Here is a 26,053-nt window from a genome sequence, read left to right on the forward strand (position 1 = left end):
ATAAAGGTAGGTCGATGATCTGTTTGGTTCTCTTTCTTCACCGTTACGATCCGGAAGTAAAAGAGGAAAACATATGTTGAATTGGGACGACCCACTGGCCTTCGTGTCGAGCCGGCGCGAGGGCTCCAAAATACCGCCACCGGTTGCGCTGCCGAGATCAGCACCCTTTGACTTATCCCCCAAGGGTGACGGATACGCCGAGCGCCAGGCCCATGACACTGCCGGCCATGTGGGTCCGCTGAGCCAGGACGCGGTCGCTGGCGACACCTTGGTGGTCGCCGCGAGTGCCGAACCGGTGGTGGATCCGAATCCGCTGCCGGTGCAGCCGGATCTGGCAACCTGGGGGCCCGACGTCCCCGTCACCGGCGCTGATGGCCTGCCGGATCGGCACGCCGATCCAGCCACCGCAGGCGGTGCCACCGGCCTGGAGAGCCTGGAGATGGGCGCCGGCCGGGTGCGGGTGGACGACAAGCGGATCATCAACTGCCGTGCCGATCTCAACCAGCTCGTCCCCTTCAAGTACGACTGGGCCTGGCAGAAGTATCTGGATGCCTGCGCCAACCACTGGATGCCGCAGGAGATCAATATGAACGCGGACATCGCCCTGTGGAAGGACCCCAAGGGCCTGACCGAGGACGAGCGCACCATTATCAAGCGCAACCTCGGTTTCTTCTCGACCGCCGACTCCCTGGTGGCGAATAATCTGGTGCTTGCCGTCTACCGGCATATCTCCAACCCGGAGTGCCGCCAATATCTGCTGCGTCAGGCCTTTGAGGAGGCCCTGCATACCCACGCCTACCAGTACGCGGTAGAGAGCTTGGGACTGGACGAGGGCGAGATCTTCAACATGTACCGGGAAGTGCCGGCCGTAGCGCGCAAGGCGGAGTGGGCGCTGCCCTACACCCAGTGCCTCGCCGATCCCCATTTCAACACGGGTACCCCGGAGAACGACCGCAAGCTGCTGCGCGAGCTGGTCGCCTTCTACGTCATCTTCGAGGGCATCTTCTTCTATGTGGGCTTCGTCCAGGTCCTGAGCATGGGCCGCCGCAACAAGATGACCGGCACCGCCGAGCAGTTCCAATACATCCTGCGCGACGAGTCCATGCACATGAATTTCGGGATCGATGTGATCAACCAGATCAAGCTCGAGAACCCGCAGCTGTGGACCGAGGGGTTCAAGCAGGAGCTGGTGCGAATGATCCATGATGCCGTGGGGCTGGAGAGCCAATATGCCCACGACACCATGCCCCGCGGTGTGCTGGGCCTGAACGCCCCCTTGTTCGATGAGTATCTGAAGTTCATCACCAACCGCCGCTGCGCCCAGATCGGCCTGCCGGAACAGTATCCGGGGGCCACCAACCCCTTCCCCTGGATGTCTGAAGTGCTGGATCTGAAGAAGGAGAAGAACTTCTTCGAGACCCGAGTCACCGAATACCGTACCGGCGGTAGCCTGTCTTGGGACTGAGAAGATGAAAATAACCGCTGGTAGGTTGGAACGCGCGATCGAAAAGTTGCTTTTCTCCAGTCGCTGGATCCTGGCCCCGGTCTATGTCGGCATGTCCCTGGCCCTGGTCGCCCTGGGCGTGAAGTTTTTCCAGGAAGTCTTTCATGTTCTGAGCCATATCTGGACCATGCAGGAATCGGAAATGGTGCTCACGATCCTCGCCCTGATCGACATGGTGCTGGTAGCGAGCCTGGTGGTGATGGTGATGTTCTCCGGCTACGAGAACTTCGTCTCACGCATCGATATCGACGATGATGCCGAAAAGCTCGGTTGGTTGGGCAAGCTGGATGCCGGTACCCTGAAGCTCAAGGTCGCGGCCTCCATCGTAGCTATCTCCTCCATCCACCTGCTGCGGGCCTTCATGAATGCATCCGAGATCCCGAACGACAAGCTCATGTGGTATGTGATCATCCATCTGACCTTCGTGGTCTCGGCGGTGATGATGGGGTTGCTGGACAAGCTATCCTTTGCCGGGCATCGGGAACGGGAACACTGACGGTGCACGACCACCACGCAGGCGACGCCGATTCATCGGTGCATCGGCCGCGGCGACGGGAAGGACCTATGCAATCCGGCACTCACAAGCTGCTTGAGGATATCAGGGCGGAGCTCCGATATACGCGCTCGATGATCGGACGCGACACCTTCGACGAGCGCGTAATGATGGCCATGGAAGAGGTCCCGCGCCACCATTTCGTCCCGGACCATGAGCAAGGCTATGCCTACGCCAATGGCCCGCTGCCCATCGGCCACGGCCAGACCATCTCCCAGCCCTTTATCGTCGCCCTGATGACGGACCTCCTCGCTTGCGGACCGGATGACTGCGTGCTGGAGGTCGGCACCGGCTCCGGGTACCAGGCGGCCATCCTTTCCCGCGTGGTCGGCCAAGTCCGTTCGGTGGAGATCATTCCCGAGCTGGCCCGGCAGTCCGCCGCTCGACTCGCCCGCCTGGGCTATACGAACATAGAGACCCGGCATAGCGACGGCTACACCGGTTGGCCCGAGTCCGTCCCCTACGACGGCATTCTGGTCACCGCCGCCGCGCCCGCGGTGCCCCCACCCCTGATCGAGCAACTCAAGGAAGGTCACCGGCTGGTAATCCCCGTCGGTCCCCAGTACGGCCATCAGGAGCTCGTTGTGATCGAGAAGCGCCAGGACGGATCGCTCAGCAAGACAGCCGTGCTCGGGGTCGTCTTCGTTCCCCTGACCAGGATGCCCTCGGACTCCCAAGGCGAGCGCACATAGCTTCCAGCAGCGGCTGAAGACGGGATGCGCTGCGCTTTCCCGCCCTACGGGGCTAAACTTTTGTGGATTAGAACCCAAAGACGAAAACCCCTGGGTGGCAGGCGGATCAGACCTGAGTGCCTTCTCCCAGGTCCGGATAGGCTACTCGGCAACCGCCGTGACCACAGTAGCCGCTCGGATTCTTGGCCAGGTACTGCTGATGATAATCCTCTGCATAGTAGAATTTCGGCGCCGGTAGGATCTCGGTTGCAATCGCCCCATAGCCGGCTTTTGTAAGCGCTGCCTGATAGCGCTGGGCACTTACCTGCGCGGCCCTTTCCTGGTCGCCGGCGAAATAGATGCCGGAACGGTACTGGGTTCCCACGTCGTTTCCCTGACGCATGCCCTGGGTTGGGTCATGGGCCTCCCAAAACCGACGCAACAGTGCCTCGAAGTCGATGTCCTGCGGCCGGAACACCACCAGGACGACCTCGTTGTGTCCCGTGAGCCCCGAGCAGACCTCCTGGTACCTGGGGTTGGGCGTGTAGCCGGCGGCGTAGCCCACGGCCGTGGAGTAGACACCAGGCAGCTCCCAGAAACACCGTTCGGCACCCCAGAAGCAGCCGAGTCCGAAGAGGGCGGTGCGGGTGTCGGCCGGGAACGGCGGTTGGATGGGCGTGCCCTTGACGTAATGCAGGTTGGTTACGGGCATGGCCTGATTGCGTCCGGGCAGGGCCTGTTCCGGGCTGGGCAGCCGGGTTTTGTCCCGGAACATACGCATGGTCGAAGACCTCCTATGATTGCGTAGTCCGTTCTATGATGGGGTCTCGGCCAAAGAAAAAGCCGACCACGATCATGGTGGTCGGCTTCCTGACATGCCCACGGCGAGAGATTCTCCCGCCGCCGGTTTCTAGGTCAAAGCTTGGTTTTGTGGAACTCCACGCGGCGCTGCGCAACGGAGTAGGGATCGTATCCCGGACGCATATCGTATTCGCCTCTGGACTCGGCAGGTGCGAGGTACTCTTCAGGATAACCCCGCCGAATGAAATAATCGCGAACCGCCTCGGCACGCCTCTGACCTAACTTCATGTTGTAATCATCGGAGCCGTCGGCGCTGGTGTGCCCCACAATGGTGACGCGCTCGCGGTCCGGAGTTGCTTTCAACTGGTCGATATACTTATCGATCTCATCGACCTGCCTTATATCGGCGACGCCATTCGGAACGACGTACTGGTTGAGATTGAAATTCAGCTCCGCCACAACCTTCTTGGCTGGTTCCAGCTTTTTCACCGCGCAGGGAGCAAGATCACCGGGGCCAGTCTTGCTCTTCCAGCACTCGTCGTATCTGGTGGTCCAGGCGGTGTCCTCTTTCTTTGCCGACCAGAGGTTCTCGTCTGTGGGGGGATGACCCATGGCGGGTGCCGCCAGGGCAAAGGTCAGCGCCACAGGGGCCGCGTAGCCCATGACGCGAAGGGTTTTGTTTGCTTTGCGCATCTTTGGTTACCTTATCTCTCGGGTTGTAGACAGTTGGTCAAAATTCGGTGCTTCGGCACAGGTCCGGACAACATGTAGGCGAAAAACAACAAGCCCGCGAATATCGTCATGTCAGCTTGGATACGGAAGTTCCCCAAGCCTTGTCTCCTGGAACCACAAGTTGGAGCTATCGTATGACGATCCGACCATCATTATTAATTCTAGCGCAAAATTCAGACAAAAGTGCAACTTTTTTTGTTTTTATACAATTCTGCAACGCTAAGGCATCCACGAAACTTCAAGATGTTGAAAACCATGGGGCAAGAAAGAGGGGTGATCACGGTGACACCCATCATACTGTTTTGTTTCAGCAACAATCGGGCATCTGCACAGTCTAGTTTTCGAGCGCCGGCATGTCCGTGCGCTTTTGAAAACAGCCACAGGTACGCGATCCACCAGTACCATATTTCACCCTATTCTAGGTTCTCGGACCCGTAGGGTGGGCTGTGCCCACCAACCAAGCACGGCAGACGACTCCAACTCGAGCAATTTTCACATCATCAGAGTGAACGGGCTCAGGGGTTGCGGCCAGGTCTCGGATTGCCGCGAGGCCCGCTGCGGACTCGGGATTACTCATTTTATATTTCTCACACGGAGCCACAAAGACACGAAGACACAGGGGGAATTATTTTTAAATGTCCGTTGTGACTTACTTTGCGGCTTGGTGCCTCTGTGTGAGGCATTATTTGATTGTTGATTGATAGGCACAGCCCACCTTACGGGCTACATGCAAAATATGCAGAAATGGCGTACCAGCCGAGGAGCTGCTACGCGAATCGGTCATCCCCATCATCGGACCGGCAGTCGGAACAGAGCCTGCGGTAAAGGGCGGCGTCTTCTCGTGAAAAGCAGCAGGCGATAATCTCTTCGAAGTCCTCACGCTCGGCCTGCATAACCTCCAAGGCGATGCGGGCTGCGGCCTCCTTCGGGTAGCCATACACACCGGTGCTGATGCCCGGGAAGGCGATGGTACGCGCCTCCTTTTCCTGCGCCAGAATCAATGAACGCCGATAACAGCTACGCAGCAACTCCGGCTCACCCTGTCCCCCACCCCGCCACACGGGGCCGACCGTATGGATGACCCACTTAGTGGGTAATCCGAACCCGGGAGTAATTCGTGCCTCTCCGGTTGGACAACCACCGAGGCCCCGGCAAGCCTCCAGTAGCTCAGGCCCCGCGGCTCGGTGGATGGCGCCGTCGACGCCGCCACCGCCGAGGAGTGACTGGTTGGCGGCGTTTACGATGGCATCCACCGCAAGCCGCGTGATGTCGGCGGTGACGATGACAATAGCTCCCATCATTGACTCCTTCTCTTGCACAATGTCTTATTTTACGCAGCGAAAAATATGGTGAAACGGGATACTCAGGCGTGTTGACATTTAGTAAGGAGTGAACCCCAACCTCCGGGCCTGTCTCCTAATGGTACAGGATTCACAGGATTTCCAGGATTAACAGGATATTATAATTTTTATTTAAGAAAAATAATCCTGTTAATCCTGGGCATCCTGTTAATCTTGTCCTATTAGTGGTTGGCTCGACGATTATGTCAACAGCCCCTGAAACCTACATGAACAGTCTGCTCGCTGTCCTCGTCCTTTTGCTCCTAGGCTGGTTCTGGCTCGACAGCCTGCGTGCGCGCGAAGTGGCGACCGAAATCTGCCATGCTGCCTGTAAGCAACGTGATTTGCAGTTCCTGGACCAGACTGTCTCCCTACGCCGGCTGCGGATACGGCGGACAGGCACCGGGTTGCGGATAGTGCGCGTGTATGGATTCGATTTCAGCACAGAAGGCATCGGCAGGCACAGTGGCTACCTCATACTCGTCGGCTTGAATCCGGAGACGATCGGCTCGGATCCAATGCCATTAAGTTAGCTGCTGACCGCTTGTCGTGGTCGGTCAGGATGCGGAAGAGAAAACGACGAAGTGCACGAATCAGCGCGAACAAGATCCCTCCCTTCGGTTCGGGATGACAATTTCGCGCGGATTCGCGTGATTCGTCGTTTTTCCTCTTTTTCGCTGACCGGTAACGCTTAACTTAATGGCATTGGGCTTGGATCCGCCCAAACGCCCGGCGGACGGTTGATCGCAAGCAACCAGCGAAGATCGTCCCCGGTGCTCCTACCTACTTGACGACCTTGAGTGTCGGTCGTTTTTTCGGCGGTTTGGGCGGCGGTTCGGGAGCAGTCGATTCGTCCTCCGTTTCCTCCGCGTCGTCTATCCGCGGTCCCTCGTCCGGGAACAAGATTCCATGCCCGTTCTCGCGCGCATAGATACCGAGCACCGCCCCCACCGGCACCCGGACCTCCATGGCGACACCACCGAAACGCGCACCGAATTCAATGTCCCCGTTTCCAAGTACGAGGGCGCGGACAGCAGTAGGGCTTATATTGAGTACGATCTTTCCGTCCTCAACAAACTGTGCCGGAACCACCGCCTGGGGATGGGTCGCATCCACGAGCAGATGGGGGGTCATTCGGTTATCCGTAATCCACTCGTACAGCGCCCGAATCATGTAGGGACGGTTCGAAGTCATGGCGGCAGGTCGGCAATCAACTATTTTCCGTCGCCATCTCCCGCTCTGCCTCCGTTAGGCTTTTGCCGAAAGAGGGCCAGGTGAAGATGCGCTTTGCGTAGCTGGACAATGCTTGGGCCCGCGCCGGCAAGTCGATGCCCAACAGCGGGAGGCGCCATAACAGGGGGGCCACGCAGCAATCCACCAGGGAGAACTCATTGTTCATAAAGAAGGGGTTGGCTGCAAACACCGGAGAGGTAGCGGTTAGGCTTTCGCGCAGCTCCTTGCGTGCCGTGGCCGCCTCGTCCTCGGTGCCCTCGAGTATCCGATCCATCAGGGTGTACCAGTCGCGCTCCACGCGGTACATATAGAGGCGGGACGTAGCGCGTGAAACCGGGTCGACGGGTAGTAGCGGCGGATGCGGAAAGCGCTCGTCCAGATACTCCATGATGATGCGTGACTCATAGAGTCGCAGGTCCCGGTCCACCAATGTGGGTACGGTTCCGTAGGGATTGAAATCCATGACCTCGTCAGACAGATCTTGGGTACACACATCGACGATGTCGACGGAGATACTCTTTTCCGCCAGTACGATACGTACCCGGTGGCAGTACGGGTTCGTGGGATCGGAAAACAGGGTCATAACGGATCGTCTATTGGTGGCCACTACCGACTGTCCTTTACTTCAGTACTCAGATTACCGCACCCAGGCACGGAAGACCCGAGGCGATATGCCAGTATAAACGAAAAAGCCCCGTAAGATACGGGGCCTAACTTGCGTCAACTGTGGGTTGTGGAGAGGCCTGATAAAAAGACCGCGCCCTACCCCGATCAATGGACGTCTTTCCAATACTCCTTTTTGAGTAGGTAGGCGAGGCCGAAGAGTATGACCAGGAAGCCCAGCACATAAAAGCCCAGCCGCCGGCGTTCGAGCTTTATGGGCTCGCCCGCGTAGGTCAGGAAATTCGTCAGATCGCGGACCATCTGATCGTATTCTTTGACCCTCTGATTGTGCTCCTCCTCCGACATATTATCTGGCCGCATCAGCTCGAGACCTTTCAACGAACCAGGGTGCTCGCCCTCGGTCTCCGTATAGACGGCCTTCTGCAGTCCCTGGTGACCGGCCAGGACATGCGGCATGCCCACATCAGGAAAGACCGCGTTATTCACACCGTAAGGCCGGCTCTCGTCCGCATAGAAACCCTTGAGGTAGGTGAAAACCCAGTCCGGGTCGCGCCAACGGGTGACCAGCGTCAGATCCGGCACCTGGGTACCGAACCACTTCTCACCGTCCCGCGGGCGCATGGCGCTGACCATCAAATCACCGGGCTTGGTTTCCTTGTCGAAAATAAAGTCTCGACGTATCTGAACCTCGTCGAGCCCGAGGTCCTCAGCCATACGGTTGTAGCGCATGTATTTGAGGGAGTGGCAGCCCATGCAGTAGCCGACAAAATACTTGGCACCTCGCTGCAGGGACTCCTGGTCCGCAAGATCGATGTCGGCTTTCTCCAGGTGCAGACCAGCGCCGCCGGAGGCCGAGACAAACGCGGGCGCCAGCAAGAGAACGGATGCGATAAGCAATCTTTTCATTGTGTCCCCCTCTCCGGAACCGGCTTGGTCTTGATCCTGCTCATCCAGCTTGTTTTTGTCACCCGCTCCGGGACCGGCTTGGTCTTGTCCAGCTTGCTGTAGATCGGCATCAGCAGGAAGAACAGGAAATAGAGCACGGTGAAGATTTGCGCGAGCAGGGTCTTGGCAGGCGTAACCGACTCCAGGCCCAGCCAGGCCAAAACGATGAAGGTAATCGCAAACACGCCGATGGCGATCTTGGAGAGGATACCCTTATAGCGGATGGACTTGACCTCGCTGCGGTCCAGCCAGGGCAGGAAGAACAGGATCAGGATGGCCGCGAACATCACCACTACGCCCGGGAACTGGGAGCCGAACATGGGTGGGACCGCCCGCAATATGGCGTAATAGGGCGTGAAGTACCACACAGGGGCAATGTGCTCCGGCGTCTTCAAGGGATCGGCGGGCTGAAAGTTCGGCGCTTCCAGGAACAATCCGCCGAGGTCCGGCCAAAAGAAGACCACGGCCGCAAAGAGGATCAGGAAGCCCACGGCCCCGGCAATGTCCTTGACCGTGTAATAGGGATGGAATGGGATCCCATCCGCCGGTGCCTTATCATCCCAGCGATTGCCCTTGGGACCCTGCTTGATCTCGATCCCGTCCGGGTTGTTGGAGCCCACCTTGTGCAGGGCGACGATATGGATAAACACCAGACCTGCGATCAGGAAGGGCACTAAAAAGTGGAAGGCGAAGAATCGGTTCAGGGTGACATCGGAGATGACATAATCGCCTCGGACCCATACGGACAGGTCCTCACCGATGCCGGGGACCGCCGCGAACAGGTTGACGATGACCTGGGCGCCCCAATAGGACATCTGCCCCCAAGGCAGGAGATAGCCGAAGAAGGCGGTCGCCATCATGGCCAGATAAATGGTCACGCCGATAATCCACAAGAGCTCACGCGGCTTGCGGTAGGAGCCGTAGAGCAGGGCGCGGAACATGTGCAGATAGATGAGAATGAAGAAGGCCGAGGCGCCGGTGGAGTGCATGTAACGCAGGAGCCAGCCCCAATTCACATCGCGCATGATGTACGCGACCGATGCGAAGGCATCGTCCGCCGAGGGCTTGTAGCTCATGGTCAGCCACAGGCCGGTGACGATCTGCAGCACCAACACCAGAATCGCCAGGGAGCCCATGTAGTACCAGAAATTGAAGTTCTTGGGCGCATAGTACTCGGACAAATGCTCCTTCCAGACCTTCGTGAGCGGGAAACGTTCGTCGATCCAACCGAGGAATCCGGTACGCTCTGTACTCATCAGGCTGCCTCCCCGCCTTTACCGACCAGGATGACGGTGTCGGAAATATAGGTGTGCTTGGGTATTTCCAGATTGATCGGTGCCGGAGCACCGGCGTAGACGCGCCCGGCCAGGTCGAAGCGGGAGCCGTGGCAGGGGCAAAAGAAACCACCCTTCCATTCCGATCCCAGATCGGCGGGGGCAACCTCGGGCCGGTAGGTCGGGGAGCAACCCAAATGGGTGCAGATACCCACGGCCACCAGATACTTGGGCTTGAGCGACCGCGTCGCATTTTGGCAACTTTCCGGTTGCACGGATGCCGCCGAGTCCGGGTCCGCCAGCAGCTGGTCCAACTCGGGAAGAGCGGCCAACATCTCTGCGGTGCGATTCACTACCCAGACCGGTTTGCCGCGCCACTTGACCCGCAACATGGCGCCCGGTTCCAGCTTGCCGATATCCGCTTCCACCGGCGCCCCGGCCGCCCGGGCCTTGGCGCTCGGGTTCATGGAAGCAATGAAGGGAACGGCCAGGTAACCGACACCGACGGCCCCGACTACACTGGTGGCGGCGACAAGGATACGCCGCCGCTTGTTATCCACACCTGGTGCGCTCATTTCTCTGACGACCCCCGGTAGGCTCTGCTAGGTTGCGCTTCCAGGACGGAAGCCTTACCGCTCAGGAAGGTGAGAATCAGAATATGCGAATCAACTGAAAGCTAACGTCCCATTTTCACTGATATGGCATTAATGGGTCAAGGAGTCCCCCCGGGCAGGCGCGGGTTGCCGGTTCCCAGTCACCAGCTTTCAGTATCCGCAGATTTCCACAGATTGTCTCGTTAGCGCCTGTCCCGGCACATGAGGTCGCCCTATTTCCTCTGCCAAAGGAGGGTGTCGCAAAAGCCCCGCTCCCGGTCTCTGGTTCCCAGGCAGCGCGTGGGAACAAGAAAGACCGCGTCGGGCGTCACCTTTTACGATACCCTCATCAAGGAGAGGGTCATGGGCGAAACACGAAAAAACGGGGCCGAAGCCCCGTTGTTCCACGGAAAACCCAAGCCGGACTCAGAAGTCGTGGATCATACCGAGCGAGAAGCCCTTCCAGTCACCCTCGTCGGAGCCTTTTGTGTCTTTATCAACCTTGGTATAGAGGACATAGGCCTTGGTGCGCTTGCTGAAGTTGTGGTCGAAACCGACCGCCCAGCTCTTGGTCTCATCACCAATATCCGGCTTGTTCTTACCATACATGCCCTTGATCATGTTATTGCCGAAGGCATAGCCAAGCTGGCCCTGCCACAGATCGGCGTCGTTGTCTTTACCGTTGATCTTTTCCACGAAGTCGATGGCCTTCTGCTTCTCGTAGATAGCACTCAGGTAGAAGCCACTCAGATCCCGGATGCCCAAACCGACACGCCATTTCTTAAAATCCGCGGTGTTGACGGCGTTGGCGGCGTTGAGGAGGGTGGTTGCTAATGCCCTGTCCCCGGAGGTACTGTTAGGATCGGCGAGGACGTCCTGGGCGATGGTGGCGACGGCCTTCTCAGTGCTGAGTTGGTCGGTCAGCACCTCATAGGCGGCACTGGCGTACCAGGGACCATTCCCGTAAGTGGCGGCGAGTGAATAAGCCTCGGCCAGGCTATCCGACTTACGGTTTCGGAGTCCATCTCGCGTGCTTGCGGAGCCAGGTATGGTGGCCGCAGTGAACTGGAAGCCGCCGAAGCTGGGGGTGATGTAGGTAATGATGTTATCGGCATGGATATCGTCGAAGCCGACGGTGCCTGCATAGTCGGCCATGGTGTCATCGAACATCTCCAGCGGGACGGTGGAGACATGGAGCGGGGTATCGTGACGGCCGACGAAGAAGGTACCGAAGTCACCTTTCAGACCGACGTAGCTGTCACGCATTTCGAGCCCGGTCTCCCCGCTGCTGGTATTGAACTCGCCGTCAGCGATATGGTAGTTCCTTTCGTTGGCCAACGGTATACCGAACTCGACCTGATAGATGGCCTTCAGGCCACCGCCGAGGTCCTCGGAGCCCTTGACGCCGAGACGACTGGCACGGGTAGCACCTTTGCCGATCCTACCCCGGTTCAGGCCCCAGCCTTTGTAGTCGATCTCCTTGATATCGAACCAGTCGATACTCACGTGGGCTTTGCCGTAGAGGGTGGCGTCGGCCAGGGCCGCCGCCGGGGCAGTGACGGCGGCCGCAACCGCCAGGGAAATGAGCTTTCTGTTCATCGGGTTCTCCCCTGTTGTCGATTTGCCGAAAATCCGCAGTAGTAACCAAACGCAGGATGGCTATGCGTGGAACGCAAAAAACGGGGCTGAAGCCCCGTTGTTCCACGGACAATCCAAGCTGGACTCAGAAGTCGTGGATCATACCGAGCGAGAAGCCCTTCCAGTCACCCTCGTCGGAGCCTTTTGTGTCTTTATCAACCTTGGTATAGAGGATATAGGCCTTGGTGCGCTTGCTGAAGCTGTGGTCGAAACCGACCGCCCAGCTCTTGGTCTCATCACCAATATCCGGCTTGTTCTTACCATACATGCCCTTGATCATGTTGTTGCCGAAGGCATAGCCGAGCTGGCCCTGCCACAGATCGGCGTCGTTGTCTTTACCGTTGATCTTTTCCACGAAGTCGACGGCCTTCTGCTTCTCGTAGATAGCACTCAGGTAGAAGCCACTCAGATCCCGGATGCCCAAACCGACACGCCATTTCTTAAAATCCGCGGTGTCCGCGGTAGCAGCGTTGGCGGTAGCGAGAGCAGCGTTAGCGTCGGCGAGAGCGGTGTTGGCAACGGTGATATCGGCGGTGGTGGTAGCAGCAGCGAGGGCGGCGTTGGCGGCGTCAACGTCGGCTTTGGCGGCGTCAACGTTGGCCTTGGCGGTGCTGAGTTGATCGGTCAATACCTCATAAGCAGCACCGAAGTACCAGGGGCCATTTCCGTAAGTGGCGGCGAGGGAGTAACCCTCGGACAGGCTATCCGACTTGCGGTTTCGGAGTCCATCCCTCGTGCTTGCCGAACCAGGTATGGTGGCCGCGGCGAACTGGAAGCCGCTGAAGCTGGGGGTGACATAGAGGATGGTGTTGTCGGCGCGGATGTCGTCGAAGCCGACAGTACCTTCGTAGTCGGCCATGGTGTCGTTGAACAGCTCCAGCTTGCTGGTGGAGATCTTGAGCGGGGTGTCGTGACGGCCCACCAGGAAGGTACCGAAGTCACCCTTCAGACCGACATAGCTGTTACGCATCTTGAGCCCGGTCTCTCCGCTCTTAGTTTTGAACTCGCCGTCAGCGATATGGTAGTTCCTTTCGTTGGCCAGCGGTATACCGAACTCGACTTGATAGATGGCCTTCAGGCCGGCGCCCAGGTCCTCGGAGCCCTTGACGCCGAAACGATTGGCACGGCTGTTACCTTTACCGATCTTACCCTTGTTCAGGCCCCAGCCTTTGTAGTCGATCGCCTTGATGTCGAACCAGTCGATACTCACGTGGGCCTTGCCGTAGAGGGTGGCGTCGGCCAGGGCCGCCGCCGGAGCAGTGACGGCGGCCGCAACCGCCAGGGAAATGAGCTTTCTGTTCATCGGGTTCTCCCCTGTTGTTGATTTGCCGAAAATCCACACAAACCAAACGCGTGGTGTGCCTTCACAGTCAATAATAGGTCAGTGAGCAACTTTATGCAACAATTATTTTGGAAAAAGATACAAAAATGACAAACTGTTGTTTTTCTGGCACATGCGACCCCCAGGATAGCCCCCAGGCAGACATCCCCCAATTCCTCCCCCTCGGACAGGTACGGACTACACCCGAAGCGCCCGCGGTGCTTAGAAGCTGCCTGGTTAAAACGGATCCGAGCGTCGGGTTGCGTTACGCCGCGTTCGGCACGGTGCCTGTTCGAGTGCAGTCCTGGGTTATTTGGCGTTGACTGCGGGATGCGGCGTGTTGGGTTACGGCGCGTTCAGCCCTGTCACTGGGCTTCGGGATCAACAGCGCGCCTAACCCAACCTACACACTTAACGCGAGGCCGCGCGGGCCGGCAGCGCGGGGGTAATCCGGGTGTAGGTTGCGTTGAGACGCGGGTGCCGGCCTGGCCGTCGATCAATGAGCCGTTGGGCGTCGAAACGCAACCTATACACCCACATGATCCCCCACGCGGTCTACACGCGCGGACCTCGGGCGACTACTGGGATATCCGCAAGGAGTGCTCCTACAGGGGCGGCTCAAAGGGATGCCCGATCTCCATATTCACCCGATCTCCATATTCGAAGGCCAAGTCCCCATCCTTGACATAGACCCGTACCGCCCCCCCGTTGGTCAGTGACCCGAACAGGATCTCGTTGGCCAACGGCTTTTTGATGTGGTTCTGGATAACCCGCGCCATGGGTCGGGCGCCCATATGCAGGTCGTAGCCCTTGTCGGCCAGCCAGTCCCGGGCGGCGGCATCCAGGCTCAAAGCCACCTTTTTCTCGGCGAGCTGCTGCTCCAGCTCGAAAATAAACTTGTCGACGATGCCGGTCACGGTGGCCACCTCCAGGGCGGCGAATTGGACCACGGCGTCGAGCCGATTGCGGAACTCTGGCGTAAAAAAGCGCTTCAGGGCCTCCAACCCATCGCTGGAATGGTCCTGCTCGGTAAAGCCGATGGAGCGCCGGCTGGTCTCCTCGGCACCGGCGTTGGTGGTCATCACCAGGACGAGGTTGCGAAAGTCGGCCTTGCGGCCGTTGTTGTCCGTCAAGGTGCCGTGGTCCATAACCTGTAACAACAGATTGAATACGTCCGGGTGGGCCTTCTCGATCTCGTCGAGCAGCAAGACCGCGTGGGGGTGCTTGTTGATCTCCTCCGTCAATAGGCCACCCTGGTCGAAGCCCACGTAGCCCGGGGGCGCACCGATGAGGCGCGAGACCGTGTGGCGCTCCATGTACTCCGACATATCGAACCGTATCAGGGCCATACCGAGGATGCGCGCGAGCTGGCGCGTCACCTCGGTCTTACCCACCCCCGTCGGCCCGGTGAACAGGAAGGACCCGATGGGTCTTCCTTCGGGTCCGAGACCGGAACGGCTCATGCGGATGGCGGATGTCAGCACCTCGATGGCCTGATCCTGACCGAAGACCACCAGCTTGAGGTCTCGATCCAGGTTTTTGAGGGCGTCCGTGTCAGACAGGGAGACCTGCTTGGGGGGTATGCGCGCAATCTTGGAGACGATAGCCTCCACGTCGACGACTTGGATCCGCTGCTTGCGTTTGGCCTTGGGCCGCAGCTGCATATTGGCACCGGCCTCGTCGATCACGTCGATGGCCTTGTCCGGCAGATGGCGGTCGTTGATGTACTTTGCCGAGAGCTCGACGGCAGCCCGCAACGCCGGCCGGGTGTAGCTGACCTGGTGGTGTTCCTCGAAACGGGTCTTGAGTCCTTTGAGGATCGCGACCGTTTCGTCCACACTCGGCTCGTTGATATCGATCTTCTGAAAGCGCCGCGCCAGGGCCCGGTCCTTCTCGAAGATGCCGCGGAACTCCTCATAGGTCGTGGAGCCGATGCAGCGCAGCTCACCGGAAGTAAGCACCGGCTTGATGAGATTGGAGGCATCCAGCACGCCGCCCGAGGCCATTCCCGCGCCGATGACGGTGTGGATCTCATCGATGAAGAGCACGGCGTGCGGTAGCTGCCGCAGCTGGGCCAGGACCAGCTTCAGCCGTTTCTCGAAATCCCCCCGATACTTGGTTCCGGCTACCAGGGCGCCCAAGTCCAACCGATAGATGGTGGCCTCCGCCAGCACTTGCGGCACGTCGTCGTCCACGATCTTCTTAGCCAACCCCTCGGCGATCGCCGTCTTGCCGACGCCGGCCTCCCCGACCAGCAATGGGTTGTTCTTGTGCCTGCGGCACAGGATTTGGATCGTCCGCTCGACCTCGGACCGACGGCCGATCAGAGGATCGATCCGCCCTTGGCGCGCCAACTCGTTAAGGTTGCAGGAAAAGCTCTCCAGGGGGCTGGCGCTCTCTCGCTCCTCCCTACGGACCGGGTCCGACTCGCCCTGGCCTTCTTCATCCCAACCCTCTCCCAGCACCTTCGAGATCCCGTGCGAGATGAAGTTGATCACATCCAGACGCGTGATGTCCTGCCGATTGAGCAGGTACACGGCCTGAGAGTCCTGCTCGCTGAATAGGGCTACCAGCACATTGGCACCCGTCACCTCCTGCTTGCCCGCCGCCTGGACGTGATAGAGGGCCCGCTGCAAGACCCGCTGGAAGCCCAGGGTAGGCCGGGTCTCGCGCCCGTCCTCACCGGAGATCAGCGGCGTGGTCTCCTCGATGAACGCGGAGATCTCCCGGCGCAATCGGTCGGGCTCGGCGCCGCAGGCCCTCAGCACGATGGCCGCGGAGGGATTGTCCAGCAGGGACAATAACAGGTGCTCGACGGTCATGTACTCATGGTGTTGCTTGCGGGCCTGCTCGAAGGCCTGATGCAACGAAAACCTGAGCTCTTTACTAATCATGATTGCATCGATTTTTCAGGGCCCTTGGAGGAAACCGGAACCGAGCGGGGCAATCTAGCCCGCATAGCTCACCAGGGCGGCAATTTCCTAAAGATGTGCAGATCGGTGAGATAGGTGGGCTAGGCTTCTTCCATCGTGCACATCAGCGGATGTTGATGGCTACGGGAATAATCATTGACCTGCGACACCTTAGTCTCCGCGATATCCCGGGTGTAAACACCACATAGGCCAACCCCTTGCGTGTGTACATGCAGCATGATCCGCGTGGCCTGTTCCCGGTCCATGCGGAAAAAGGTCTCGAGCACCATGACGACGAACTCCATCGGCGTGTAGTCGTCATTGAGAAGCAGCACCTTATACAAGGGCGGCCGTTTCAGCTCAGGCTCGGCTTCCTGTACTGAGAGATCGGATTCATATTCTTCATTGGGATCTTGCCCACTCATGATGCTTCGATTCCAGTGAAAATTTGACCAATGAAATCAGATTACTATACTTTGAAAATAAGGTGCGGCCTAGGCTATCCCAGGTAACCGCGCCAGATAACAATTCAACGCTTAGTTGCCGGGGAAAGTCTCGGCAAAACCCCGGGGGAAGGCAACCGATGATGACCGGTAGTGTGAAATGGTTCAATAATGCAAAAGGATACGGATTCGTCAAGCCCGACGGACAAGACGAAGATGTCTTCGTCCACTTCTCGGCCATCGACATGGACGGTTACAAGACCCTCAAGGAAGGGCAAAAGGTGGAGTTTGAGATCAGTCAGGGACCTAAGGGCTTACATGCGGCCCACGTAAACCGGCTGACCTGACCCTGCCTCTGCGATAAAAAGCGAAACCACGATAAGGAATATAGATCTCCGCGGCTCAACCGGACATCTTGGCGATGACCGCGTCTCCGAATCCGGATGAACTCACCTTGGTCGCCCCTGCCATGAGTCGTTCCAGATCATAGGTTACCGTCTTGGCCATAATGGCCCCCTCGACCCCCTTGATGATGAGATCCGCTGCCTCGGTCCATCCCAGATGGCGCAGCATCATCTCGGCGGACAGGATGATCGAGCTCGGATTCACTTGGTCCTTGCCGGCATACCTCGGTGCGGTTCCATGGGTAGCCTCAAACATGGCCACGGTATCGGACAGGTTGGCACCCGGCGCCAAGCCGATGCCCCCCACCTGAGCGGCCAGCGCATCGGAGATGTAGTCGCCGTTCAGATTCAGGGTAGCGATCACATCGTATTCCTTGGGGCGCAACAGAATCTGCTGTAGGAAGGCATCGGCGATCACGTCCTTGACGACGATCTCGCCGCCGGTCTTGGGATTGGTCAGGCGGCACCAGGGACCGGCACCGATCTCCGCGGCACCGAACTCTGCTTTGGCCAGTTCGTAGCCCCAGGATTTGAAGGCCCCCTCCGTGAATTTCATGATATTGCCCTTGTGCACCAGGGTCACGGAGTCACGGCCATTGTCGATCGCGTACCGGATCGCCTTGCGCACCAGCCGCGATGTCCCCTCCGAGGAGACCGGCTTGACACCGATACCGGAGGTCCGGGGAAAGCGGATCTTGGTTACGCCCATCTCGCGCTGCAGAAAGTCGATGACCTTCCGCGCCGACTCGCTGCCGGCCTGCCACTCCACACCCGCATAGATATCTTCGGAGTTCTCGCGGAAGATGACCATGTCCGTATGCTCCGGCTCCCGGAGCGGACTGGGCGTACCCCGAAAATAGCGCACCGGACGCAGGCACACATAGAGATCCAGCTCCTGGCGCAAGGTAACGTTTAAGGAGCGGATGCCCCCGCCTACCGGCGTCGTCAGCGGCCCCTTGATGGACACCACGAACTCGCGTACGGCGTTCAGGGTATCTTGCGGCAGCCAGACATCCTCGCCATAGATGCGGGTAGCCTTCTCGCCGGCATAGATCTCCATCCATTGGATCCGCTTTCGGCCCTCATAGGCCCTCTCCACCGCGGCATCCACTACCTTCTTCATGACCGGTGTGATGTCGATTCCGATACCGTCACCCTCGAGGTACGGGATGATGGGATTGTCCGGTACCTGCAGTGAATTGTCCGCGCCGACGGTAATCTGCTCGCCTGTGGAGGGGGTCCGTAATTTTTCGTATGTCATTTTGGATTCTTTGCTGTTGCCGCAAGGCCCATGAGTCTAACATCCTACCCCCGGCTTGCGTATGCTGGGGGCATTAGGGGCTGTTGACATTCAACCTGATATCCTACGCTCGACCAACTGTTGGAGAGCCAGGTGGGTCAAAATCGGAATCGGAATCGAGATCGCAATCCCGATTTCGATCCCGATTTCGGGCATGACGTATCCCTATCCACCTGGCTGCCTGACGGATGTGGTTCGCTTGTAGAGCTTTCGCAACCAGGCTATGAGAATCTCTGCTTGGGGAAGGTTCGGATCGAGGAACTTGGCGGTGATGGCGGTTCCGAGCGGTTTACCGGGTTCCTTCTGCCACGCCAACCAAGTGTGGATTTCAGCTTTCGGCTTAGCGAGCGATTTGAAACGTTGTTCCCCCTCGGGGATCGAATCTACGCTGGCTTGGACATGGGCATAGAGCCGACTGTCCGGCGGCACCAGAAACAACAAAAAGTTTTCCAGAATCCCGGTTGTCCGGTTGTCGGGCATGATCCAGATGCCGACGCGCGGCAAGAGCTTGTCTGCCGGTGGATTCAAGACGGTTCCCTGCGGGTCCGGATTTTCTCTGACACCGGGATATCCGAGGTCGATGAGGCGATCTCGCAGCGATTGCCAACGGGCGGCCAAATCGGTATCGGCATCGATGACTACGCCGACGATGTCGTCTTCCTCGCTCGCCTTCAGGCGCAAGGGGAAACTTTCGAGCAGCCCTTCGACACCCCCATGGGATTTGATCTCATCGATCCAGCCAAGCTTTCGACTATCACACAGGTGCTTGAGCACATGCTTGTCGTCCTCGCCTTCGACCAGCAGGATCTTCTTGCCCGCCATCTCAACGCACCTCGATGCCGTCGCGCGTTGCTATCCTCAACTCATCTTCACGGAAGACCGTGGGCATGATGTCCTCGCCCTTGCGGGCGAGTCGTACCAGCACGCCTTCTTCTGCTGTCTCCGCTGCCGCCTTTTGAAAGGCCTCAATCGCATCCCAGCTGTGGGAGGTGGCGAAGACCTGTACGCCGAGTGCCGCCGCAAGCCTGAAGATCATGCGCCAGGTATCGAGCTGCACACTGTAGTGCATGCCGTTCTCGAATTCGTCGATCAGCAGCAGGCCATTTTTAGCGTTGACGAGGGAGAGGGCGATGCCGAAGAGCCGATTCAGCCCGTCACCGAATGACCACAGCGGCACGGGGCGCTGGATCTTACCGGAACGCACGATTGCGGTACGTGAACGCCTCGGTCTATCGCCTCCTACCATCGACACGGCGGATATCGATGGATCGATGATATGCAGTGCCTCCACGACTTGGCCTTCCAAATCGGATAGCGCGATCCTGTCCCAGAGCACGCCGAGTTGCTCCGTGCTCTCGCCGCCGTATGGACTGACATAGATGCAAGGAGTCGATCTGAGGCGCCCGTATTCCGGTCTCGGAGGGCGTGGGCTATAAAAGCCCCTGCGTAGGTTTCCCAATGGAAGGACGCGCTCAGCATCGCCGGTGTCGAATACCAGTGCTGGAATATTATCTTCCTCATCAAAAAGTCCCACCTGGCGCGGTACATATTTCCTGGTTCCGTTTTCGGTGCGTTCCTCAGAGAACCAGCTCAGCGTCAAGGTCAATTTCATCGGCTGCTGACTGCCGCTGGCCGCCATCACGATGGGTTTCCAAGTCTCGGATAATTCCGGAAAGCCATGGAACAAGGTCAAAATCCGTAAAGCAACTTCGGGATAGCCCTGCTTGCTCGGTTCATCCGTATCGAAGACATTCTCCTCGCGCTTAATCAAAATGTCCTGAATCGTCGCCGGAGGGAAATCCGACGCTAGGATACGCACTGCCTCTAATAGCGAGGATTTCCCTGTATTATTGCGGCCGGTGATCAGGTTGACTCGCCCCAAACCCTCGAGCTTCAGCTCACGGAAGCTCCGAAAGCCTCCGATGGTGAGATTGACTATTCTGGGAGCCATGATGCCCCAGATAAGCGTGGCGATACCCTCCGGATTGAGTCCCTCGCGCAGATCGACCCAGGTACAGTTGCCTAGGAATAGGGGCAGCTCGGGCGCGGCCGGGGCCCCCGGCAGCAAGACCGGGATGATCGGATGGCAGTCCTTGACGGCAAGGTGCAGCGCGGACTGCATCTCTTCGTCTTCCCAGGGACCTAGGCCATCGGCGGCGACACAGACCGCCACACTGCCGCTGTCCTTGATGCCCTGCGCTAGCAGATCCTGCCAGGGCGATCCGGGGCGCAGTTGCTCCTCGTCGAGCCAACACTTGAGCCCCCGTTCGGCCAGGGCCCGCTTGAGTGCCCGGATGGCGGATCTGTCCTTGTTGTTGTGGGACAGAAAGACATGGAAGCTGGGCATAAAGGTAGTCCTGGGTGATATTTTCCAACCCCGAATTATGCCTGCTGAGATGGGAGATCGAAACCAGGATTCCCGCAGCGGTAGCTCGTAGGGTAGGCTGTGCCCACCAATGCCGCGCTACCCGGTGGGCTACGCCTACGATCCTTCTTCGCTGCACTTCGTCAGCACGATATATTCCTTGCAATCGCCCGCGCTTAAGATTAGGCGACGGGTATAATTTTATCTTTTGTCGGAGCGGAACATTGGCTTCCCTCGCTGAATCTATCGCCAAGGTCGGTGGTAATACCTTTCTGTCCCGCATTATGGGGTTCGTGCGCGACCTGGTGGTGGCCCGGGTGTTCGGTGCCGACGCCGGAACCGACGCCTTCTTCGTCGCCTTCAAGATCCCTAACTTCATGCGCCGGCTGTTCGCCGAAGGGGCCTTCTCCATGGCCTTCGTACCCGTGCTCAATGCCTACAAGACCAAGCACGGCACCCTGGAGCTCAAAGGTTTTGTGGACGATATGGCCGGCAGCTTCGGGGCGGTGCTGCTGGGCGTGACCTTTTTGGGCGTGCTCGGGGCCCCGGTGCTGATCCTGATTTTCGCCCCCGGTTTCTCAGGCGAGGTCAGCAAACAGGCGATGGCCACGGAGATGTTGCGCCTGACCTTCCCCTATTTGATGTTCATCTCCCTGACGGCGTTTGCCGGCGGTATTCTCAACACCTACGAGCGGTTCGGCGTACCCGCTTTCACGCCGGTCCTGCTCAATATCGCCCTGATCCTGTGCGCCCTCCTGCTGGCCCCGGAAATGGAGCGGCCCATCTTCGCGCTGGCTTGGGGGGTCTTTATCGCAGGCGTCGCACAGCTTGCCTTCCAGCTCCCGTTTTTGTGGCGGATCGGGATGCTGCCGCGACCCCGGGTCAACTTTCAGGACGCCGGGGTGCGGCGCGTCATCAAGCTCATGGTCCCGGCCCTGTTCGGGGTCTCGGTGACCCAGATCGGCTTGCTGTTGAACACCCTGCTGGCCTCCTTCCTGGTTACCGGGAGTATCACCTGGCTCTACTACGGCGATCGGCTCATGGAGTTTCCCTTAGGCATCCTGGGCGTGGCCTTGGGGACCGTCATCCTGCCCAAGCTGTCCCAGAAACACGCCGAGCAGTCACCCGAGGCCTTCTCCCGCACCCTGGATTGGGCCCTGCGCTGGGTGCTGCTGCTGGGGGTGCCCGCCGCGATGGGGCTGCTGGTGTTGGCCGGTCCCATGATGGCGGCCTTGTTCCACTCCGGTGAGTTCACCGGCGAGGACGTGAACATGGCCGCGCAGGCGCTCATGGCCTATGCGTTGGGATTGGTCGCCTTTATGGGCATCAAGGTCCTGGCGCCGGGTTTTTATGCGCGCCAGGATATGAAGACCCCGGTCCGGATCGCCGTGATCGCGATGGTCGTCAACGTCGCCTTCAGCCTGCTGCTGATGTTCCCCCTGGGCCACACGGGCCTGGCGCTTGCGACCACGCTCTCCGCCGTTGCCAATGCCGGCCTTCTGCTACGTGGCCTGCTGCGCGAGGGTATTTATCGACCCGGAGGTGGCTGGCATGCACTCCTGGTACGTGGCCTGGGTGCCGGCATGGTCATGGGTCTCGTGGTCTGGTGGGGTAGTGGGGAAATGGCCCCGTGGCTCGCCATGGGGACCTGGGAGCGGGTCCTGAAACTCCTGATCTGGATCCTGGCCGGTGGCGTGGCCTATGCGCTGTCACTGCTGGCCTTCGGCGTCCGCATCAGGCATTTCTCGGCGCCTTAGCGGCCGCACCAGCCAAGTATACTGCCACACGGCACAATCCGAGCTTTTGAATTTCCCCCTCACCCCCGCCCTCTCCCGGAGGGAGGATGTTGCAAAAGTCATTTCGAACCACGAATGAACACGAATCCACACGAATTTTCGTGTCGATTCTTGGTTCTTACGTGGTTCTTAATGTTGTTTCCGGATTTTGTACGCAGTTGTACCAGCCAGGTAGGATGGGCAAAGCGAGCGCCCAGCAGGATGGTCCGGGGCTTCGGTCATTTTGCGGCGGTTTCCAGACCACGGTCCCTTGCAGGATGCTCGAAGCGAAGCCTGCCCATCAATCCGGCTATCCGAGTTTGAGCCGAATTTTCCTCTAGGAAAAAATCGGTTTCTCCCGTGAGAGGGTGTCGCAAAAATCGTTTCGAACCACAGAGGACACAGAGAATTGGCCTGTACCTTTCTCTGCGTTCTCTGTGTTCTCTGTGGTTTAAACTTCACGGACTAGTATCACACTTCATGTAATTTTTCTGGTTGTCATTTCGAGCGAAGCGAGAAATCTTGTAACTTTAGGGGTTGTCTTATCGCTAAAGATCCCTCGCTACGCTCGGGATGACAGCGGTTGGTTCTCTGGTTCCCACGCGCCGCGTGGGAACCTGATCGCTCCGCGCCGCGGAGGCTTCTGGCGGGATGCGCTGCGCTTTTCCGCCCTACGCGAGCTCCCAATGACCCTTGAAGCTCGAACACCCATGACCGAGAAACAGCAATGCTTTGTCTGGTGGTCTACGCCGGAATCCCGTGAGGCAAGACAGCCCTCGGTCTTGGCGATTGCCGAGACGGTCTTTGCCCTTGCCCTCTACTGGGGTATTGCGATTGTTTTCGATACCCATCTCCATCTGGTTACCAGCCTGTTGGTGGCGCCACTCTTGTTACTCCGCTCAAAGAGATCCATCGCTGCCGGTGTCGATTGGTTCCAGCGGGATTGGTTCGGTTTTGAAGACGATGAAAACTGGTCCCGTGCCAGGAAAGGCGTATTGATCGGCGTTGTGGCCGTGCTCGGCTTCGCCGTCAGTTGGTGGGTCTCCAGCCAGCTGGCGCATGCCTGGCCTGCAGACCAAACCGGCCTGGAGCTGTTTCTATCCGCCGCATCCTTAGGAATGATCGGCACCTCGCTGGGCTTTGTGGCTGGGGCTGGGGCTGGGGCTGGGGCTGTGGCTGCGGTTGGGGCTATGGCTATGGCTCAGGCTGTGGCTGTGGCTGTGGCTGGGGTGGTTGAGGCTAGGGTTGGGGCTGGAGTTGGGTTCGCGGTAAGGACCGTCATGATCCGACTGGCGGCAACCCTGCGCTTTCTCTTGTTCGATGGCATCCGATCCCTACCCGAAAATTGGCTGGAAAACAACTTCATCATCGATACCGCAACTCCCGCGGAGCTGGTGCCGGGTATCGGGAAACACCATGAAAAATTTACTCTGAACGGTGTGATTAATGAATTCAAGAGAAGAGATAAAGTAAGGAAGCTCTTGTTTTTCCTTGTCATACCGATCTGGTTCATACCGGTCTTTCTTTACCGCCTGAACATCAAATCCACCTGTTGGTTTTATTGGCCCTTGGCATTTTTACTGCGTCCCTTGCCGACCGATGACCGTAGCGAGCGGAGACAACGTGATCTATGCTGGCCCTGGACCAACCCGGCACAACTGGTGCTGATTGGTCTGGGTATCCTCTGGTTCGGCGTATCCCTCGTCTGCTTGCTCGGTGCCAAGCCTTTATCGAGCCTTCCTGATTGGCCCGCCGTATCATTCTGGTTGGAGTATCTGTTTATCCTGGACTGGTCAAGGCTCGAACCCTAGCATTGGGCAAGTCTGATGATTGCCATAACCGGCCTCATTATGCTCTTGCTGGCGGGCAACGCGGTTGCCTCCTATAAGGCCAGGTTAGATTACAGTGAAGAAAGGCCCTGGTCTTTGCCGACCATGCATACACTGTGGCGCCTGCGCAGGCTTGCGGTTATCGCCGCCTTGCTGTTGGCCCTAGGTTCAATCCTGGTGCACCATCGGCCCGGCTGGTTAGAGTACCTGCCGGCGCGGCAGGCCCAGACACTGAGGGATTTTTACGGATAACCGCGCCGCGGTTACAACCCGCGGGTGACATGGCTATCGGCACGATCCGAGTTTGAGCCAAATTTTCCTCTAGGAAAAAATCGGTTTCTCCCCGTGGGAGGGTGTCACAAAAGTCGTTTCGAACCACAGAGGACACCGAGAACACAGAGAAAGGCACGGGCCAATTCTCTGCGTTCTCGGTGTCCTCTGTGGTTTAAACTTCACAGACTGGCAGCTGACGCCACCGTTTTTGCGACACCCTCGGTGGGAGAGGGGGCGAAGCCCACGTAGGGCGGGAAAGCGCAGCGCATCCCGCCGATTGGGCTTGATTTTCATGATGAGTTAGCTCAATTGTGAATGCCCCCTGGTTTCCTGGCCTGGTTAGGAAAGACAACCGACGGCTGCTTATAATTGAATCTCCTGCGGCCGAGCCCTCATCCATATCCCGTTCCAGCGACCCCGGCGGGGAATGGCGGAGAAGGGATGCCTCCGGCGCGTATTTTTTTACGGTGCGCTCTCTCCCATGAAGGTCATTCGCGGATTGCACAACCTGGTACCTCGGCCGCGCGGTACGGTCGTCACCATCGGCAACTTCGACGGGGTGCATCTAGGGCACAAGGCGGTGTTCGGGCGCCTGCTGGCACAGGGGCGGGCGCTGCGACTGCCGGCCATGGTGATTACCTTCGAGCCCCAGGCCATGGAATACTTCGCGCCGGACGCGGCGCCGGCGCGTCTTACCCGGTTGCGTGAGAAGCTCACCGCCCTGGCGGACTGTGGTGTCGAGCAGGCGATGTTGCTCAGATTCGGTCCCAAGCTGGCCCGGATGGAGGCGCGGGAGTTCGTGCAGGAATTGCTGGTGGACGGACTAGGTGCCCGGTATCTGCTGGTCGGCGACGATTTCCGCTTTGGTCATGGCCGGGCGGGGGACTTCCGGCTACTCCGGGAGATGGGCCGGGAGCACGGCTTTAGCGTCGAGGACCTGCACACCATAACCCACGGCGACGAGCGGGTGAGCAGCACCCGCATCCGCGAGGCCTTGGCGCGGGGGGACTTCGAGTTTGCCCGGCGCCTGCTGGGCCGGACCTACCGCATCTGCGGGCGTGTAGTACAGGGCGACAAGCGCGGGCGGGATATTGGTTTTCCGACCGCGAACCTGAACCTGCACCGACGGGTAAGTCCCCTCCGCGGCGTCTATGCGGTGATGGTTGGAGGCATTGCGGACCGACCCTGGCCGGGGGTAGCGAATCTGGGGACCCGACCGACGGTGGACGGGAGCGCCCGGTATCTGCTCGAGGTCCATCTGTTCGACTTTACGGGCAACCTCTACGGCCGGCATCTCGAAGTCGAGTTTCGACGCAAGCTGCGGGATGAAAAGAAGTTCGGGTCCTGCGAGGAGCTCCAGGCACAGATCGGTCGGGATACCGTGACAGCACGGGCGTTGCTCGGCGCGCCGACAACCGCTTTTGCATATAGCCCGTAGGGTGGGCTGTGCCTATCAACACCGTGCCTGCGGAAGATCCGACTGCGATATGGAGTCCACAAATGAACGCAAATGGACGCTAATC

Annotated in this window: 24 protein-coding genes; 9 read left to right on the forward strand and 15 right to left on the reverse strand. The window is 58.9% G+C overall.

The annotated features are described in order from the left end of the window. The first annotated feature begins 73 nt into the window (after nt 1-73). The 3 genes from E1958_RS02900 to E1958_RS02910 all read left to right on the forward strand — a co-directional run bounded on the left by E1958_RS02900 (nt 74) and on the right by E1958_RS02910 (nt 2,749). Entirely contained in the window at nt 74-1,465 is a 1,392-nt protein-coding gene (locus E1958_RS02900) for a ribonucleotide-diphosphate reductase subunit beta (protein WP_207787584.1), read from the forward strand. 4 nt (nt 1,466-1,469) lie between these two features. Continuing rightward, nucleotides 1,470-2,000: a TIGR00645 family protein gene (locus E1958_RS02905; RefSeq protein ID WP_243448306.1), complete on the forward strand. Its 531-nt coding sequence runs from the start codon at nt 1,470-1,472 to the stop codon at nt 1,998-2,000. Between the two features lie 68 nt (nt 2,001-2,068). Next, nucleotides 2,069-2,749, forward strand: a complete 681-nt coding sequence (locus E1958_RS02910; protein ID WP_133510534.1) for a protein-L-isoaspartate(D-aspartate) O-methyltransferase — start codon at nt 2,069-2,071, stop codon at nt 2,747-2,749. Nucleotides 2,750-2,855: 106 nt separating this feature from the next. Here E1958_RS02910 and msrA read toward each other — a convergent pair whose 3' ends face one another. The 3 genes from msrA to E1958_RS02925 all read right to left on the reverse strand — a co-directional run bounded on the left by msrA (nt 2,856) and on the right by E1958_RS02925 (nt 5,559). Next, complete coding sequence (gene msrA, locus E1958_RS02915; protein WP_133510535.1) at nt 2,856-3,509, reverse strand: peptide-methionine (S)-S-oxide reductase MsrA; 654 nt, start codon at nt 3,507-3,509, stop codon at nt 2,856-2,858. A 134-nt stretch (nt 3,510-3,643) separates the two neighbouring features. Next, complete coding sequence (locus E1958_RS02920) at nt 3,644-4,222, reverse strand: OmpA family protein (protein WP_133510536.1); 579 nt, start codon at nt 4,220-4,222, stop codon at nt 3,644-3,646. Nucleotides 4,223-5,028: 806 nt separating this feature from the next. After that, nucleotides 5,029-5,559 carry an O-acetyl-ADP-ribose deacetylase gene (locus E1958_RS02925; protein ID WP_133510537.1) on the reverse strand — a complete coding sequence of 177 codons (531 nt, stop codon included), beginning with the start codon at nt 5,557-5,559 and terminating at the stop codon, nt 5,029-5,031. Between the two features lie 245 nt (nt 5,560-5,804). On the opposite strand from E1958_RS02925, the gene E1958_RS02930 reads away from it, so the two are divergent. Further along, complete coding sequence (locus E1958_RS02930; protein ID WP_243725227.1) at nt 5,805-6,134, forward strand: DUF3301 domain-containing protein; 330 nt, start codon at nt 5,805-5,807, stop codon at nt 6,132-6,134. Between the two features lie 250 nt (nt 6,135-6,384). On the opposite strand, the gene E1958_RS02935 is transcribed toward E1958_RS02930, so the two are convergent. From E1958_RS02935 to clpS, 9 genes are all read right to left on the reverse strand, one after another. After that, complete coding sequence (locus E1958_RS02935) at nt 6,385-6,795, reverse strand: ClpXP protease specificity-enhancing factor (RefSeq protein WP_133510538.1); 411 nt, start codon at nt 6,793-6,795, stop codon at nt 6,385-6,387. Between the two features lie 16 nt (nt 6,796-6,811). Continuing rightward, nucleotides 6,812-7,417 (reverse strand): glutathione S-transferase N-terminal domain-containing protein, encoded by a 606-nt coding sequence (locus E1958_RS02940; protein WP_089723775.1) that lies wholly within the window; start codon nt 7,415-7,417, stop codon nt 6,812-6,814. A gap of 188 nt (nt 7,418-7,605) precedes the next feature. Next, the gene (locus E1958_RS02945) at nt 7,606-8,364 is read right to left on the reverse strand and encodes a cytochrome c1 (RefSeq protein WP_133510539.1); all 759 of its coding nucleotides are present in this window, start codon (nt 8,362-8,364) and stop codon (nt 7,606-7,608) included. Beyond that, entirely contained in the window at nt 8,361-9,659 is a 1,299-nt protein-coding gene (locus tag E1958_RS02950; protein ID WP_133510540.1) for a cytochrome b, read from the reverse strand. Before E1958_RS02950 ends, E1958_RS02945 begins: the two co-directional genes overlap by 4 nt. Then, a complete protein-coding gene (petA, locus tag E1958_RS02955) occupies nt 9,659-10,252 on the reverse strand; it encodes a ubiquinol-cytochrome c reductase iron-sulfur subunit (RefSeq protein WP_089723778.1) in 594 nt (197 codons plus the stop codon). Before petA ends, E1958_RS02950 begins: the two co-directional genes overlap by 1 nt. A gap of 444 nt (nt 10,253-10,696) precedes the next feature. Next, nucleotides 10,697-11,869 (reverse strand): porin, encoded by a 1,173-nt coding sequence (locus tag E1958_RS02960; RefSeq protein ID WP_133510541.1) that lies wholly within the window; start codon nt 11,867-11,869, stop codon nt 10,697-10,699. A gap of 124 nt (nt 11,870-11,993) precedes the next feature. After that, nucleotides 11,994-13,211 carry a porin gene (locus E1958_RS02965; protein WP_133510542.1) on the reverse strand — a complete coding sequence of 406 codons (1,218 nt, stop codon included), beginning with the start codon at nt 13,209-13,211 and terminating at the stop codon, nt 11,994-11,996. A 623-nt stretch (nt 13,212-13,834) separates the two neighbouring features. After that, nucleotides 13,835-16,123 carry an ATP-dependent Clp protease ATP-binding subunit ClpA gene (clpA, locus tag E1958_RS02970; RefSeq protein ID WP_133510543.1) on the reverse strand — a complete coding sequence of 763 codons (2,289 nt, stop codon included), beginning with the start codon at nt 16,121-16,123 and terminating at the stop codon, nt 13,835-13,837. 119 nt (nt 16,124-16,242) lie between these two features. Then, on the reverse strand, nt 16,243-16,566 hold the full coding sequence (clpS, locus tag E1958_RS02975) for an ATP-dependent Clp protease adapter ClpS (RefSeq protein WP_089727211.1): 324 nt from the start codon (nt 16,564-16,566) through the stop codon (nt 16,243-16,245). 158 nt (nt 16,567-16,724) lie between these two features. Here clpS and cspD point away from each other — a divergent pair, with 158 nt between their 5' ends. Beyond that, nucleotides 16,725-16,931, forward strand: a complete 207-nt coding sequence (gene cspD, locus E1958_RS02980; protein ID WP_089727210.1) for a cold shock domain-containing protein CspD — start codon at nt 16,725-16,727, stop codon at nt 16,929-16,931. A 55-nt stretch (nt 16,932-16,986) separates the two neighbouring features. Here the strand turns inward: cspD and icd are convergent, their stop codons facing one another. From icd to E1958_RS02995, 3 genes are all read right to left on the reverse strand, one after another. Continuing rightward, on the reverse strand, nt 16,987-18,249 hold the full coding sequence (gene icd, locus E1958_RS02985) for an NADP-dependent isocitrate dehydrogenase (RefSeq protein WP_133510544.1): 1,263 nt from the start codon (nt 18,247-18,249) through the stop codon (nt 16,987-16,989). 204 nt (nt 18,250-18,453) lie between these two features. Beyond that, nucleotides 18,454-19,110, reverse strand: a complete 657-nt coding sequence (locus E1958_RS02990; protein ID WP_133510545.1) for a DUF3226 domain-containing protein — start codon at nt 19,108-19,110, stop codon at nt 18,454-18,456. Nucleotide 19,111: 1 nt separating this feature from the next. Next, nucleotides 19,112-20,635, reverse strand: coding sequence for a TIR domain-containing protein (locus E1958_RS02995; protein ID WP_133510546.1), 1,524 nt, complete (start codon nt 20,633-20,635; stop codon nt 19,112-19,114). Between the two features lie 242 nt (nt 20,636-20,877). Here E1958_RS02995 and murJ point away from each other — a divergent pair, with 242 nt between their 5' ends. The 4 genes from murJ (at nt 20,878) to ribF (ending at nt 25,968) form a co-directional block, all read left to right on the forward strand. Beyond that, on the forward strand, nt 20,878-22,410 hold the full coding sequence (gene murJ / locus E1958_RS03000; RefSeq protein ID WP_133510547.1) for a murein biosynthesis integral membrane protein MurJ: 1,533 nt from the start codon (nt 20,878-20,880) through the stop codon (nt 22,408-22,410). 704 nt (nt 22,411-23,114) lie between these two features. Continuing rightward, nucleotides 23,115-24,239: a hypothetical protein gene (locus E1958_RS20075; protein ID WP_208108564.1), complete on the forward strand. Its 1,125-nt coding sequence runs from the start codon at nt 23,115-23,117 to the stop codon at nt 24,237-24,239. Between the two features lie 15 nt (nt 24,240-24,254). Next, entirely contained in the window at nt 24,255-24,509 is a 255-nt protein-coding gene (locus tag E1958_RS03015) for a hypothetical protein (RefSeq protein ID WP_133510550.1), read from the forward strand. Nucleotides 24,510-25,011: 502 nt separating this feature from the next. Further along, nucleotides 25,012-25,968, forward strand: a complete 957-nt coding sequence (gene ribF, locus E1958_RS03020; RefSeq protein ID WP_133510551.1) for a bifunctional riboflavin kinase/FAD synthetase — start codon at nt 25,012-25,014, stop codon at nt 25,966-25,968. The last annotated feature ends 85 nt before the right edge of the window (nt 25,969-26,053 follow it).

The organism is Candidatus Thiosymbion oneisti, assembly GCF_004359955.1.
Classification (GTDB): Bacteria; Pseudomonadota; Gammaproteobacteria; order Chromatiales; family Chromatiaceae; genus Thiosymbion; species Thiosymbion oneisti.